Source organism: Candidatus Zixiibacteriota bacterium (assembly GCA_036397555.1).
In the GTDB taxonomy this organism is placed as follows: Bacteria; Zixibacteria; MSB-5A5; order WJJR01; family WJJR01; genus DATKYL01.
Genome location: DASWIS010000025.1, coordinates 171,745 through 185,884, shown reverse-complemented (window position 1 = coordinate 185,884; position 14,140 = coordinate 171,745). Strand labels below are relative to the sequence as shown.

Genomic DNA, 14,140 nt, shown 5'->3' with positions numbered 1-14,140 from the left:
CCGATCAGTTTTTCGTCGGCGACAACCGGAATGCGGCGGATGTTGCGGAAGAGCATCTGCGCGGCGACTTCGACGATGGCGGTATCTTCGGTCGTCGTGAACAGACGAGTGGTCATCAGGTCTTTGACACGTATTTCGTCTTCACGGCGCAGCAGATCGTCGAATGGTTCCGCATCGGGGGAGAGTTGCAGGTTTTGGATGAGTGTCTCGTAATCGGGAAGCGCGGCTTTGATCAAGTGCCGTTCGGAAATCATGCCGACCGGCCGGCCCTCTTCGTCGACCACCGGCATTCCTGAGACCCGGTATCGATAGAGTTTGTTGGCAACATCCTTGAGCGAGTCATCGGGCGAGACCGTGACGACGTCGCGGTGCATGATGTCGCGCACGGTCAGATGTTTGCGTACGGTAATCCCCGACTCCCAGATCACGCGGACGACTTCTTCGGCCGTCGGCGCCGCGATCAATTTCGGCAGTGCAGCTTCCTCGCGTGCGAGCGACGCGAATCCCGACAGCGTCTGCAAATAAAGCTGAGCGATGTTGCGCGGAGTCAATAGCAGGCAGACGACGTGCAGCGGGCGTCCATCCGGGGTCGGTGCCCGAATGCCTCGTTTGGAGATGCCGACGGCAACGTGCATTTCCTTGGCCAGATCGGTGCGCGCATGCGGAAAGGCGAAGCAGCGGCCAAATGACGTGTTTTCGATCTCTTCGCGTTCGGCGATCGACCCCAACACTCCGGCGCGGTCCATGCGCGGATGCTTGCCGGTGACCAGGTCCATCAGCTCCGAGATCGCACCGGTCTTGGACTCCGATTTCAGATTCGGCTGTACCAGTGCCGTATCCAGTAATGCGGCCAATCGCATGTGTCTTAGCTCTCCTGCGGAATCTCCGAGATCGAACCGCTCATGCGCACCGGAACAGCCAGCCCACCGGAGACCAGGTATTTGATCGCCTGCTCCGGCGTCAGCGACAAGTAAATCAACTCCTCCGGCGGCAACATCACTACGAATCCGGTCACCGGAGTCGGTGTCGACGGAACGAACACCGACACCAACTCGCGCCCCGGTGCCCCCTGGGCCGAGTAGTCGGTCCGTCCGGAGACGAACCCCAGCGAAAACATACCGTGTCGCGGGTATTGGATCAATACCACTCGGTTGAACCGTCGCTTCTCCGGGGAGGTTACCGCCTCGACAAACTGCCTGGCGGCGCCATAGATCGTTCGGGCGATCGGTGTGCGAATAATCAGGCGCTCACCGAGACTGACCAGGCGCGACCCGAAGACATTGCGTCCGATGACTCCGACCAGGAGGATCAGGATGATGGTCGCCGCCAGTCCCAGTCCGGGGATTGTGTGCCCCCAGACACGATGGATAAGCGGCGAGAGAATCCCGTCAATCTGGCGAAACAGAAAGTACAGCACGTAGCCCGTGACGATGACCGGGACCGTGATCAACACGCCCGAGAAAAACGCCCGCCGCAGCCAGTGACCGAAGCCCCCGCTTGATGGTTGCGTCGGGGCGAGGGGGTCTTGAATCGGTGGGTCGGGTTGGTCCATGGGCGAAGACGTCAATCGTGCGTGGGGTCACTCAAACATCGGAGATGATGGCTGCGCCGGGCCGAGATTCTCTGGCGCGGCCGTCTGCGCAGCGGCATAGGCCGGAGCCCGCAACGCCAGGAATACACGCGTCCACAAAGCCGAACGGAACGTGCCGAGATATGCGCTCGACACGACGAAGATCGGGACCAGAATAAACGCTCCATAAATGATTGCGAAGAGCTTCGATACCGGCCAGAGCGCGATGGCCGGCAGCGCCGTGACCAATCCGACGATCCAGAGAACCATGATGGCGCCGATCACGATGCCGATCTCCGCCAAAAATGTGATGATCGAGGGGCGCCACTCGGTTTTCAGCAACGACCAACCGTCGGCGATCGCTTCGGTCACGCGGCGCGACTCCAGAATCAGAAACCGCTCAGCGTAGGTCCAGGTCACCAGAATTCCCATGACGAGGCCGAGGCACAGCGGAATGATGAGCATGAATGCCAGGATTCCCAACGGTGTGCTCGCCGCGAATATCAATGCACCAGCGAGAACCGGCACGAAGACGATGAAGAAAATGACGCATACCTGCAGCAGCGTCAACCCCATCATCGGCCAAAAACGCCGGCGCGCGAAATCCCATCCGGCCGAAAGACTGTGCGCGCCTCCCGCATCGATCTGATAGACGTTGTAGATGAGCCCGGTCTTGCTGATGACATGCAGGATCAGCACAATGGTCCCCAGAACCAATCCGACCAGCAGGATCATGGCAATCGCCGCGAGAAGCCAGGCGCGGATGGTCTCCGGATCGGGGGGCGTATCGCCGCCGCCCAGGTTCAGCCCCGGACCCCCGGAGCCGCCCGCCGCGAAGAGTCCGAAGAGCCAGAGGTACTTGTACCGCCACGCGAGCGAGAAGCTGTTTCGGATCAGATCGCTGATCGGCAGATTGGTCATGGCATCCCCCCGGATGTTACCGCGTCGTGTGCGCCCTGAAGGACTCGAACCTTCGACCCGCTGATTAAGAGTCAGCTGCTCTACCAACTGAGCTAAGGGCGCGACTCCGGTGTTGCGAAGAGACAAGATTGCGGCGAAGGTGTCAACCGGAAATGGCACACGGCGAGGCCGGCGACAGACACACGATGCCGAAATGCGCATCGGCAGACTCGCGGGAGTCCGTCATACGCCCTCATTCGGTGGGCGTGTGCCCCGCCAAAGGCGCGTGGCACGACACTGCATCTAAGAGCAAGACCGCCGAAGATCAATTCTCCGGCGGCCTCGTCAAATAAACTGGTATGTGCGCCTTAGCGCAGGTTCTTCTCTTTGAAGAGCACGTGCTTGCGGACTTTGGGGTCGTACTTCATCCGTTCGAGCTTGCCCTCGGCCGTGCGCTTGTTTTTGGATGTCACGTAGAAGTAGCCGGTTCCCGCGGTGCTTTCCAGCTTAATGAGTTCACGTTGCGTCTTTGCCATCGGTCCGAGTCCTCCGTCGATTTCCAGTAAGGTAATCTACTCCGCCGATCGTTGATTGTCCAGAGACAAGAGTGCTCGGAGATGGTTGCCCCCCCACCCAAACCCCCTCCGGCCGGGCGCGCCTAATCCCCGAAAATGGGCACGTGACGGAAAGGGGTACGCACAGTCGATCCAGACTTCTCGGGCAGGACCCGCTTGATCGCGTGACCAGCTCACCCGTTCTTACTCATCATGCAGAATCGCATGACCCGCCAGTCACGGACTCAGACGGCATCGTGATCTCCCTGACCTTTCACGGCGCCGCGCAGACGGTCACCGGTTCGAAGTACCTCGTGCAGGCCGGTGCACGAAAGCTCCTGATCGACTGCGGCATCTTTCAGGGCAAAAAGCAACTGCGGGAACGCAACTGGTCGAAGCCGGCGTTCGACCCGGCCGCGATCGAATGGATCGTGCTCACGCACGCCCACACCGACCACACGGCGTATCTGCCGCGATTGTACAAACTGGGATTTCGCGGTCGGATCTTCTGCTCAGCGCCCACGCAACGTCTCGCCGAGATTCTGCTGCTGGATGCCGCACACCTGCAGGAAGAAGACGCGCGCTTTCTCAATAAGAAGAAGGCGACTCGTCACAAACCGGCCCTGCCGTTGTTTGACTCCGACGAAGTCGAGGCGGTGCTGAGATTGTTCCACACGGTCGAATTCGGAGTCGAGACACGCCTATCGCCGAGCTTCGCCTTCCGGCTGCGGCCGGTCGGACACATCCTCGGTGCCGGGTCGATCCTCTTGTCCGTCACCGATGGCGACGACACGCGCACGATCTACTTCAGCGGCGATGTCGGCCGCTACGACATGCCGCTTCTGCCCGACCCGCAGCCGCCCCTGGCATGCGACTATCTGGTGCTCGAGTCGACCTATGGCGACCGTCTTCACGAGCCGGTCGACCCCTTCGAGGAACTGGCGGTTCTGTGCAAACGCACCGCCGAGTCGGGCGGCGTACTGCTGATTCCGGCGTTTGCGGTCGGACGCGCGCAACAGTTGGTCTATTGCCTGCGCGTGCTGATGGAGCAGAAGCGGGTGCCGGCGCTGCCGATCCATGTCGACAGCCCGATGGCGATCGACGCGACCAGGATTTTTTGCGACTTTCCCGATCTGCACCGGGTCGCCGCGCGCGATCTGGAAGACCCCGATTGTGCCCTCTTCGGCGACAATGTCCGTTACATCCGCTCGCGCGACGAGTCGATCGAGCTCAATGACATGCCCGGCCCGCGCATCATCATCTCGGCCAGCGGGATGCTCACCGGCGGACGCATCCTCCATCACCTGATCCACCAGGGGGGCGACCCGCGCAACATCATCGCGCTCGCCGGTTTTCAGGCCGAAGGCACGCGTGGACGCGACCTGCACGACGGCAAGCGCGCGCTGCGGTTCCACGGATACGAGCACGAAATCCGCGCCGAGGTCATCGACTTAGGCGGCTTCTCCGGCCACGCCGATTATGCGGAACTGATGAAATGGCTGGAGGGGATCGCCGATGCCCCGCGCCTGACTTACATCACCCACGGCGAACCCGGCCCCGCGCAGGCGATGGCCGAACGCGTGTCGGCGGAGCGTCGCTTTTCAGCGCACGCGCCCCACCTCGGCGAGACCGTCGAACTATAGATTCCGGTTCTCCCGGCCATACCCCCGCCGCCGGCGCCCACGCGCGACTTTTTGCGGGAACTTTATATAGTCACATGCGTATATACACATGCGAGGATGAAATGGCCCAAGGGAAAACCCAGACTGAAGACTTACCCCCGGCGCTAAAGGCGCTGTCTGACCCGACACGGCTGAAGATCATGCTGATGCTCGAGGTCAGACAGCGAACGGTCGGTGAAGTGGTTGACATGTTTGGGCTTAGTCAGCCGACCATCACACGGCATTTGCAGCAGTTGGCGCAGGTGAAGCTGATCCGACGCCGCAAAGAGGCCCAACGCGTAATCTACGAAATCGACCCCGACACCGTCCGTTGCGTCTGCGTCGAGCTCGCCTCCTGCTTTCCCGGCTGCTGCATGATGGTCGAAGTCAAACCGGAAACTGTCCGGAGCGCTCCGGAACGAAAACCACGTCCCGGCATCAAGAGACGTGATCAACAGTTCACTCCAACGTCCCGTCGTCGGCGGGACCGTTCGAAAGGATGATGACGATGACACGCTATCAAATTCCCCGCGTGGCCCATTGTTGCGGCGGGTCATAGCAGGATGGGTCGAATTCGCAGGGGTGAGGCTCCCTCGCCACCGAGATCGACACGACCACATTTAGGGGCACGGCGCGCCGTGCCGTGCCCCTATCATTCGTTGCGCAATGCTTCAACCGCATCGACACGCGCGGCTCGTGACGATGGGTAATATCCGGCCGCAACCGCAACCAACACGCCAAGAAGCAGGGCCGCACCGATCAGCCAGATCGGTACGGCGAAGAGTTCGACCGGCGTGACACCCTCGCGCTCCATCAGCGAACGCGCGATGAACGAGCCGATTCGGCTGATCGTCCAGCCGAGGATCAAGCCGCCGAGCGCGCCGAACAATCCGATCAGTCCCGACTCGAAGAGAAACAGCAGTCGAATCTCACCCTCGTCGGCGCCAAGCGATTTGAGGATGCCGATCTCGCGCCGCCGTTCGAGAATCGACATGAGCATCGTATTGACGATCCCCAATGACGACGTCGCCAGAGCGATCAGACCGACCATGGCCAGCGCCAGATCGATATAACGAAAGACGCGGCGGATCTCCTCGAATTCCTCGGCATAGGAAAAGACCGAGTACCCCATGGCGGTGACCGAGTCTCGAATCGGCGCATACGGCGCGGATGGTTCCAGATCGAGGGTCACCTGCGCGTAATGGCCGCCCGTGCTGCCGCGTTCCAGATCGAATAGCTGCCCGCTCCCCAATGACGTGGCCAGCTCCAACGGTCCGCCCGAGAAGCCGGCGTTGCTCAGGCGCTGTCCGACCGCAATCGTCGTGATGATCGGCTGGCCGCGCCGTCTGTTGCGCGACCGCTCGATCGCGCCGACGACGACCACGGTGTCAGAGACACGTTCGCGCGCGTTGAGGTAGCCATGCAAGAACCTTCCCAACGATGCATTCAATTCCCGCATGCCGATACGGCGCAGGTAGGTCACGGAAAACAGCGAGTCCTCATCGATCTGGCGAAGGCGCGCCTTGATGCTGTCCAGATCCCCATGAAAGACCAGCGCCGAGACCGCGCTGTCCAATGAAACGACGTCGACCGCAATGACGACCGTGTCACCGATCACCGAATCGGCATCGTTGACGCCGATGTCCTTGAGAAACTCGCGCGTGACCAATGCCTCGTGCGCATTGTCGTCGAAGAAGTAGCGGCCCGCGACAAGGTCGGAGTACAGCTTGGTGCTCAAGGCGGTCGTCGACAACGGCTGCGTGTACGCAGTCAATGCCGTGTCGGCAAACTGTGCCGTAACAGTAAATCGTTCGTACGGGTACGCGAGCCGCACTCCCGGTAGCCGCGACAGCGTCTCGAGGGCGGCCGAATCGAGAGGGCGTGACGTATCAGGCACAATCTCGATGTCGCGGTACCGTCCGTTGGGATAGACGATCATCGTGTGCAGCAGACCGAGCTGATCGAACTCCTGCGCGATCGTTTGCTGCATGCCCGCGCCGAACGAGAGCATCGCCACAAATGCACCGATGGCGATGACCACACCGCCGGTGGTCAGCGATGTGCGCAGTTTCATGCGGCGCAGATTGCCGGTTGCGATGCCGATCAAGTCGGCGGTTGTCACCGCGGTTGACTCCCGTCACCGGTCGTGACGATGGCGCCATAGTGCATACGGATCACTCGCTGGGCGTAGTGCTGTGCCAGATCGAGATTGTGCGTGACCATCACAACCGTCAGTCCCTGCTCGCACAACCGTGACAACAATTCCGCGACTGCCGTTGCATTGTCATGATCGAGATTGCCGGTCGGTTCATCGGCGAATAGCAGTTCGGGCCGCTTGACCAGCGCCCGCGCGATGGCAACACGTTGTTGCTCGCCGCCCGACATGTCGGCCGGGAGATGCCCCATACGGTCCGCCAGTCCCAGTGTCTCGAGGATCGCCGCAGCCTGGTCGCGACGTTTTCTGCGCGGGAGCTGTGTGAAATACAACGCCAGTTCGACATTCTCAACCGCGCTGCGATAGGGCAGCAGGTTGAATGATTGAAAGACCATCCCCACGCGTTGCGCACGATACGCGGCGCGTTGCCGACGAGTCATGGCCGTGAGTGAGTCATTCCCGATCCGGATGTCACCATCGGTCGGAGTGTCTAATCCGGCCAACAGATTCAGAAGCGTCGATTTGCCCGATCCGGATGATCCGACGATGGACACAAACTCGCCACGGGCGATGCTCAGGCTCACATGGTCGACCGCGCGGATTTCCTGCGGGCCACGGCGGTAGTACCGGCACAGTTCATAAGTCGAAATGACAATCGCCATATCAGCAGCGTCCCGTACTCATCCGCACATTCATCGCTCCGGATGATGACAACGATCAAACAAGTTTGCAAGGAATGGAAACGGGTCGGACGATCACTCGTAACGCAGCGCCACAATCGGGTCGACACGCGCGGCGCGCCAGGCGGGGTACATGCCGGCGATGACACCGGTCCCCCCAGACAGAAGAAACCCGATCGCCATCCAGGGAGGGGAGAGATAATAGTTCCAGTCGAGTATCGTGGTCACCAGCAGGCCGATCAGTCCGCCGAAGATGATCCCGACAATTCCCCCCAGTCCCGTGAGGGTTCCGGCCTCCACCAGAAATTGGAACAGAATGTTCACTTTGCGCGCCCCGACCGCCTTGCGCACGCCGATCTCGCGCGTCCGTTGCGTGACGGCCACGAGCATGATATTCATCACGCCGATAATGCCCACCAGCAACCCCACCGAAGCGACCGCCGTTGCCCCGAGCTGGACTTTGCCGGTAATATCACCAATTTCGCCCTTGAAGCGGTCCTGCGTCATGACGCCGAAGTTGTTGTCGTCTTCCGGTCGGACCTTACGGACTCTCCGCAGCGCATTGGTGACCTGATCCAACGCCTCGTCGATTCGTGTTCGGGAGAGGGCGCTGGCCAGAAGGACGATGCGCTCTTCGTTCGGGTACAGCTTATCGAACGTCGACATCGGGATATAGATGTAATCGTTTTCGCTGATGCCGAAGAGATCCTCGATCTGTTCCTGTACCCCGATGACGGTAAACCGGTAGCCGTTGACACGAATCTCTTTTCCGACGGCCTCATCACGCGCTTCGAAGAGCGCGTCGGCCACTTCCGGGCCGATCACGCAGACCATGGCGGTGCGCAGCATATCGTTGTCGTCGATGAACCGTCCGAATTCGCAGTCGCGGTTTTTGACCGCCGCCAGCTCCGGCCAGCAGCCGCGAAAGTCATCGGGATTGCGAAGCTTCTTCTCCTCGTATTGCGCCACATTGTCGAAGGCGCGTTTCTCCGGCGAGACGGCCTGAATCAACGGGCACATGTCGCGCACCGCGTATGCCTCCTTCATGCGGATGTGCGGACGCCGCCGTTGTTCTTCGGTCAGGTTGTCAAAGTCGGTGTTGTGATCCCAGCGGGTGATATAGAGCACGTTGTTGCCGATCTTGTCGATCGACGTGTTGGCATATTGCTCGAATCCGTCCATGATCGTGCTGACCAGAATGACCGCACCGACGCCGATCATGACGCCGACGATCGTCATGAAACTGCGAAACTTGTTGGCACGGATCGCTTGCAGCGCCAGGATGACGCCCTCGCGCGTTTCCGCCATCGATCGGGTGAGTCTGGTCATCGCACGGGCAGCCGGTTGCCGGGAAACGCCTCGAATCCAAAAGTGAGCAGGGAAATGTCATTCTGAGCGAAGCGAAGAATCTGCTTTTCGCATGTAGATGAGAGCAGATGCTTCGCCTGCATCCCACCGCAGGCGTGATGCCGCTGGGCATGACAGTATCGACATGCGACCATACTCGTCCTCATAGATTGCTACTCAAAGCTCAACGCCTTAATCGGGTCCATCCGCGCCGCCTTCATCGCCGGGTAGATGCCGAAGAACAGACCGACGCCCGTCGAGATGCCGAAACCGAGAATGATGGCCAGCGTCGTCGGCGAAAAGTGGATGTCCATCCACGACGTCAGGATCAAGCGCCCGAGGATGATGCCCAGCCAGATGCCGAGCGCCCCTCCGATCAGCGACAAAATCACCGATTCATACAAGAACTGCACCATGATATGGCGCCGGCGCGCCCCGAGCGATTTGCGGATGCCGATTTCGCGCGTCCGCTCGGTGACCGAAATCATCATGATATTCATGATGACGATCCCGCCGACGATGATCGACACCAGCGGCAACGAGACCATGATGACGCGAAACGCGCGCGTGAAGTCGTTGATGAAGCTGAGGATCGTCTCCGGCGTAAAAATCTCGAAGTCGTCGATTTCTTCGTACCCCAACCCCCGCGCGGCGCGGACGGTCGAGCGAACCTGATCGATGGCGCGCTCACGCCGTTCGAGCGACACCGCGCTGATCACGAGATTGACAGGATTGCCGGGGCGCGGATAGAGTTTCTCCAGTGTCGAGAGCGGGATCACGACAAACTCGTCCATATCCTCACCGAACATGCCCCCCATCTCTTTGGCGACGCCGACGACGGTGAATTCCTCGCTGTCGAGCTTGATGCGTTTGCCGACAGCGTCCGTCTCGCCGATCTCCGCGAAAAGCCGTTCGTAAATCCGGTACCCGATGAACGCGCTCTTTCGCCGCCGGGCGTCATCTTCGTCCGAGAGAAACCGTCCCATCGCGACGTCGCGCGAGGTGATCTCCAGCATATTCGGGGTCTGGCCTTCGACCGACACCCAGGGGACCCGTTTGGCCCCATACTTGACATGGACGGACCAGTATCCCTCGGCCCCGACGGCCGCGCAGTCGGGACACCCTTCCTCGATGATCGGGATCAAACCCCGCGTCAGTTTCTTGCGGCGCAGTCGCTCCAGATACTCCGCCATCGACATCGAAAACCCTATGCGCGAGACCATAAAGCTCTGCGGCCCCATGGAGTCGAATACTTCCTCGATGTTCGACTGCATTCCCTCGACCGTCGATACGATCGTAATAACCGATGCCACCCCCATGACCATGCCGACCACGATCAGGAAGGAGCGCAGACGATTCGCCCACAGCGCGGCGAGCGATTCGACGATCAATGACAGGATGACCATGACTGCCGTAGGCGAAGCGCGGATTTGGGCCGATGCCGCGTCTTAGCCGTCGTCTTTCATGTTGTCCAGTGAGCTTTGCTCGATCTTGACCATGTCGCCCTCGGCGAGCTTCCGAAGGGTCTGGAACGATCCGGAAACAACCGTGTCGCCCGGCGCCAGCCCGGAGAGCGCCACGATGTTGCGCTCGTCGGCGATTCCGGTTTGAATCTCGACAAAGTGCGCCTTGCCGTCACGCACGACAAATACGCCGGACTTCTTCACTTTCTTCTTTTTCTTGCCGTCCTGGGTTGCCCCCTCGGCGGTTGTATCCGATTGCGTCTCTTCCGCATGGGCTGCGGCAAGAATTGTGCTCTCCGGCGCATCGGTCTGCTTCAGATTGGCGGAATCGGGATCGATTTCGCGCGTCACCACCGATGCGTATGGAACCAGCAGTGCGTCATCAGCGGTGGCCGTGGTCACATCGACCGTCGCCGACATGCCGGGACGGATTCCGGGATGCGCCTCCACAAACCGTACTTTCACGCGGAAACTGGTCGTGTAGTTCTCCGTCCCCTCGCCGATGATCAGTGCGGAATTGCCGATCTCGACGACGCGCCCCTCGAATGTCGTATCGCGGAACGCATCCACACGGATTTTCGACTTCTGCTCCAGATCGATCTGAGCGACTTCGGTTTCGTCGACGTCGACTTCGACCTCGAAGATCGAGAGGTCGGCAATGGTCATCAGGGTCTTGCCCTGTGTAAATGACGTCTGCGCCTGCGAGATCTCGCCGACCTCGACATTCAGATACGTGACCACCCCTGCCATCGGCGCGACGATGCGCGTCTTGCGTAAGTTGTCCTGCGCCTTGTCGAGCCGCGCCTGCGCGGTCTTCACCTGCGCCAGCATCGCCTCGTGGTTGGCGCGGGAGTTCTCGTAGGTATAGGTTGCCTCGTTGTACGCGGTCTCCGAGGTCAGATTCTGCGCGTGCAGCGCCTTCTGCCGGTCGTACTCGAGTTTGTCCTTCTCATATTGTGCCTTGGCCGCCTCGGTCCGGGCCGTCGTTTCATCATATGAGAAGCGTGCCTGTTGCACATCGGTCTTCAACTGGATCGTGTCCAGCAAAAGCAGCGGTGTGCCGCGTTCAACCCAGTCGCCTTCCTTTACGAAGATCGCATGGACCTGCGCGGAGACCTCGGCGACGATGTCGACCTTGGTCTGGGGCTGGATGCGCCCCGAGGCGGTCACAAGCTCGGAAATGTCGTCTTGGACCACCAGATCGGCCTGCACGACCGTCTGTTTTTCATCCGACCCGGAGAGGGTGACGATCGCGAGCACCGCCACCACAACGACCAGCCCACCTCCGATCAGGAGCCGTTTGGTACGCTTTTTCATTTTCCTCATAATCCGCATTTACGGATGCCGCGGGCGATTGTTGCGGGGGATTGGGTTGGGAGGTTTTTCACCCTCTCCCGGTGGCCGCAGGTCCCGCGCGAAGCCGAGGGACAGAGGATTAAGGTGAGGGAGAATCAGACACCGCCCTCACCCGGCCCGCCGCAGGCGGCCCATCGACCCCGAGCCGCGTCGAGGGAAAGAGGGGAGGGTGAGGGCATCGATGGCCACAATGACGATTCATAGCGCTCCGCCCCTAACCCGTAGGGGCGTTGCAACTTGTCCCGAGCGAAGCCGGGGGATACGCCCCTACACACCGCCCCGATACCGCCGCCTCTGCAAATCTTCACATTATTATCACCACGCGCTCGTTGACAAATCATCAAACCCGCGCCAGTTTAGATTTCGGTCTGTTCCGTACTCACCTCGAAATCCCGGAGGCATCCATGCGCCAGTGGCGGACTTCACTGCTCGTGCCTATTCTTCTGCTCACCTTGATCGCGCGAGTTCAAGCAATCGATTGCAGCCTGTTCCTCCATCACCAGACTGTCACGGTGGGTACCCACCCAAACGGCGTATCCGCTGGCGATCTGAACGGCGACAACGCGACAGACTTCGTACTAGCGAACGAGGCGGACGGTACCGCTCAAGTCATATGGAATGATGGCTCCAACAACTTCTCGGCGGGCAGCCCATTGGCTGTAGGTAGCACACCCACAGGAACGGCGATTGCGGACTTTGACGATGACGGCGACCTCGACTTTGTGGTCACGAATCATGGGAGTGCAACACTCACGTTGTTCACCAACGGCGGGACTGGATCATTCACCTCAAGCACACTGCCCGCAGGTAGCAATCCCTACAACCCCCATGCCGTAGACTTGGATGGAGATTCGCTGCCTGAGATTCTATTCGTCAATAGTGGGAGCGGCACTCTTGGCGTGTATTACAACTCTTCCGCAGGATTCCTCACGCCATACACCGCTTATCCAGCTTCCGGCGGTCCGATAGATGTCATCACCGGAGACTTTGATGGAGACGGATTGCGGGATGTTGCTGTCTCTGCAATCGATGGAGATCGAGTCCTGATTTTCAAGAATGCGGATGGGCAACTCGCACCGTTTGGTGACTACCTTGTTCCTGACCGGCCAACAGGGTTGGCATGCGAGGATCTTGACAATGACGAATTGCTCGATCTGGCGGTTTCAAACAACGGTGCATCGGCGGTCACACTCCTGAGGGGACATGGAGATTGTACGTTTGAGAACTGGGATACCCTTACCGCAGGTTTCCAAGCGGGTGGAGCCGTTGCAGGTGATGTGGATCGCGATGGAGATGTAGATCTCATTGCCACCGACTTCAATTCCGACACGCGGCTTTGGGAGAATGTCGCGGGTACGCTCATAGACCCTCCGATAATCTGCGATTATGGAACCACGTTGGGGCACATCCTGGTGGACTGGGACGGAGATGGAGATCTCGATATTGCTGCAAGTTCATACAATGGTGGGATGTTCACGCTCCGCATCAATCTCACATGCGAGAGCATGTCCGATACAGACGAGGACTCAGTCGGAGACGGCTGCGACAATTGCCCCTCCGCGTCGAATGCAGACCAGGAGGATGAGGATGGCGATGGCGTCGGCGATTCGTGTGATAATTGCTTGCTGTTGCCAAATGCCACACAGATCGACACCGAGATGGACGGCTTAGGCGACGCCTGCGACAACTGCCCACTCGACCACAATCCCGCGCAGGCCAATGCTGATGGCGATGCGTTGGGCGATGTGTGCGACCCGTGTCCGTTCGACGTGTCCAATGACATCGATCAGGATGGAATCTGCGGCAATGTCGACAACTGCCCGACTGTCGCGAATGCGAATCAGGCCGACGCAGACGGGGACGGGATTGGTGACGCCTGCGACAACTGCGACAGTGTCTTTAACCCGCTGCAGGAAGAGACTGACGGAGACGGCGTAGCCGATTCATGCGACAACTGTCCGACTGTGTTCAATGCATCGCAGACTGACTCCGACGGCGATAGTATCGGCAACGCCTGCGATCTTTGCCCGTTCGATCCGCTCAACGATCCGGACGGCGACTCTGTCTGCTGGAGCGTGGACAATTGTCCAACAGTCTACAATCCCGATCAGTCCGACACAAATGGGAACAACATCGGCGATGTCTGCGATTGCTCCTGTCCTTGCCACGCCGATCCCGTATGCAACGGCGTCGTCGATGTCTTCGACGTCGTCGCGGCGGTCGATGTCGCGTTTCGCGCGGGTACGCCGGTCACCGATCCGCTGTGCCCTCGTGAACGGACCGATGTCAATTGCGACGCAGTGACCAACGTGTTCGATGTCGTGAAGTTTGTCGATGTCGCGTTTCGCAACGGCGATCCGAATGCGGTGTATTGCAACCCGTGCGGGTGATAGGATTGTCCGAATGGGTTTCGTAGGGGCACGGCGCGCCGTGCCCTCAACTTGAAAAGGGCAC

At 59.9% G+C, this 14,140-nt stretch carries 12 protein-coding genes and 1 tRNA gene; 3 read left to right on the top strand and 10 right to left on the bottom strand.

Features of this window, described 5'->3' with window-relative positions:
- The 5 genes from VGB22_08415 to rpmG form a co-directional block, all read right to left on the bottom strand.
- On the bottom strand, positions 1 to 860 hold an 860-nt coding region (locus tag VGB22_08415; protein ID HEX9751289.1), incomplete at its 3' end, for a CBS domain-containing protein.
- A 5-nt stretch (positions 861 to 865) separates the two neighbouring features.
- Positions 866 to 1,552, bottom strand: a complete 687-nt coding sequence (locus tag VGB22_08410; GenBank protein HEX9751288.1) for a DUF502 domain-containing protein — start codon at positions 1,550 to 1,552, stop codon at positions 866 to 868.
- A 27-nt stretch (positions 1,553 to 1,579) separates the two neighbouring features.
- Positions 1,580 to 2,491: a hypothetical protein gene (locus VGB22_08405; protein HEX9751287.1), complete on the bottom strand. Its 912-nt coding sequence runs from the start codon at positions 2,489 to 2,491 to the stop codon at positions 1,580 to 1,582.
- 29 nt (positions 2,492 to 2,520) lie between these two features.
- Positions 2,521 to 2,593, bottom strand: a tRNA-Lys gene (locus tag VGB22_08400).
- Between the two features lie 245 nt (positions 2,594 to 2,838).
- Complete coding sequence (gene rpmG, locus VGB22_08395; GenBank protein ID HEX9751286.1) at positions 2,839 to 3,006, bottom strand: 50S ribosomal protein L33; 168 nt, start codon at positions 3,004 to 3,006, stop codon at positions 2,839 to 2,841.
- 275 nt (positions 3,007 to 3,281) lie between these two features.
- Here rpmG and VGB22_08390 point away from each other — a divergent pair, with 275 nt between their 5' ends.
- A complete protein-coding gene (locus VGB22_08390; protein ID HEX9751285.1) occupies positions 3,282 to 4,667 on the top strand; it encodes an MBL fold metallo-hydrolase in 1,386 nt (461 codons plus the stop codon).
- Positions 4,668 to 4,768: 101 nt separating this feature from the next.
- The gene (locus tag VGB22_08385) at positions 4,769 to 5,188 is read left to right on the top strand and encodes a metalloregulator ArsR/SmtB family transcription factor (GenBank protein ID HEX9751284.1); all 420 of its coding nucleotides are present in this window, start codon (positions 4,769 to 4,771) and stop codon (positions 5,186 to 5,188) included.
- Between the two features lie 149 nt (positions 5,189 to 5,337).
- Here VGB22_08385 and VGB22_08380 read toward each other — a convergent pair whose 3' ends face one another.
- The 5 genes from VGB22_08380 to VGB22_08360 all read right to left on the bottom strand — a co-directional run bounded on the left by VGB22_08380 (position 5,338) and on the right by VGB22_08360 (position 11,647).
- Entirely contained in the window at positions 5,338 to 6,807 is a 1,470-nt protein-coding gene (locus tag VGB22_08380) for an FtsX-like permease family protein (GenBank protein HEX9751283.1), read from the bottom strand.
- Positions 6,804 to 7,502, bottom strand: coding sequence for an ABC transporter ATP-binding protein (locus tag VGB22_08375; protein ID HEX9751282.1), 699 nt, complete (start codon positions 7,500 to 7,502; stop codon positions 6,804 to 6,806). The genes VGB22_08380 and VGB22_08375 overlap by 4 nt, the downstream gene beginning before the upstream one ends.
- 93 nt (positions 7,503 to 7,595) lie before the next feature.
- Positions 7,596 to 8,849 (bottom strand): ABC transporter permease, encoded by a 1,254-nt coding sequence (locus tag VGB22_08370; GenBank protein ID HEX9751281.1) that lies wholly within the window; start codon positions 8,847 to 8,849, stop codon positions 7,596 to 7,598.
- 191 nt (positions 8,850 to 9,040) lie between these two features.
- Positions 9,041 to 10,273 carry an ABC transporter permease gene (locus VGB22_08365; protein ID HEX9751280.1) on the bottom strand — a complete coding sequence of 411 codons (1,233 nt, stop codon included), beginning with the start codon at positions 10,271 to 10,273 and terminating at the stop codon, positions 9,041 to 9,043.
- A gap of 42 nt (positions 10,274 to 10,315) precedes the next feature.
- The gene (locus VGB22_08360) at positions 10,316 to 11,647 is read right to left on the bottom strand and encodes an efflux RND transporter periplasmic adaptor subunit (GenBank protein HEX9751279.1); all 1,332 of its coding nucleotides are present in this window, start codon (positions 11,645 to 11,647) and stop codon (positions 10,316 to 10,318) included.
- 1,544 nt (positions 11,648 to 13,191) lie between these two features.
- Here VGB22_08360 and VGB22_08355 point away from each other — a divergent pair.
- Positions 13,192 to 14,076: a thrombospondin type 3 repeat-containing protein gene (locus tag VGB22_08355; protein ID HEX9751278.1), complete on the top strand. Its 885-nt coding sequence runs from the start codon at positions 13,192 to 13,194 to the stop codon at positions 14,074 to 14,076.
- The last annotated feature ends 64 nt before the right edge of the window (positions 14,077 to 14,140 follow it).

Coding starts and splice junctions, on each gene's coding strand:
- VGB22_08385 (HEX9751284.1), top strand. CDS start 4,769: ATGGCCCAAGGGAAAACCCAGACTGAAGACTTACCCCCGGCGCTAAAG.
- rpmG (HEX9751286.1), bottom strand. CDS start 3,006: ATGGCAAAGACGCAACGTGAACTCATTAAGCTGGAAAGCACCGCGGGA.
- VGB22_08410 (HEX9751288.1), bottom strand. CDS start 1,552: ATGGACCAACCCGACCCACCGATTCAAGACCCCCTCGCCCCGACGCAA.
- VGB22_08355 (HEX9751278.1), top strand. CDS start 13,192: ATGTCCGATACAGACGAGGACTCAGTCGGAGACGGCTGCGACAATTGC.
- VGB22_08405 (HEX9751287.1), bottom strand. CDS start 2,491: ATGACCAATCTGCCGATCAGCGATCTGATCCGAAACAGCTTCTCGCTC.
- VGB22_08370 (HEX9751281.1), bottom strand. CDS start 8,849: ATGACCAGACTCACCCGATCGATGGCGGAAACGCGCGAGGGCGTCATC.
- VGB22_08365 (HEX9751280.1), bottom strand. CDS start 10,273: ATGGTCATCCTGTCATTGATCGTCGAATCGCTCGCCGCGCTGTGGGCG.
- VGB22_08360 (HEX9751279.1), bottom strand. CDS start 11,647: ATGAAAAAGCGTACCAAACGGCTCCTGATCGGAGGTGGGCTGGTCGTT.
- VGB22_08375 (HEX9751282.1), bottom strand. CDS start 7,502: ATGGCGATTGTCATTTCGACTTATGAACTGTGCCGGTACTACCGCCGT.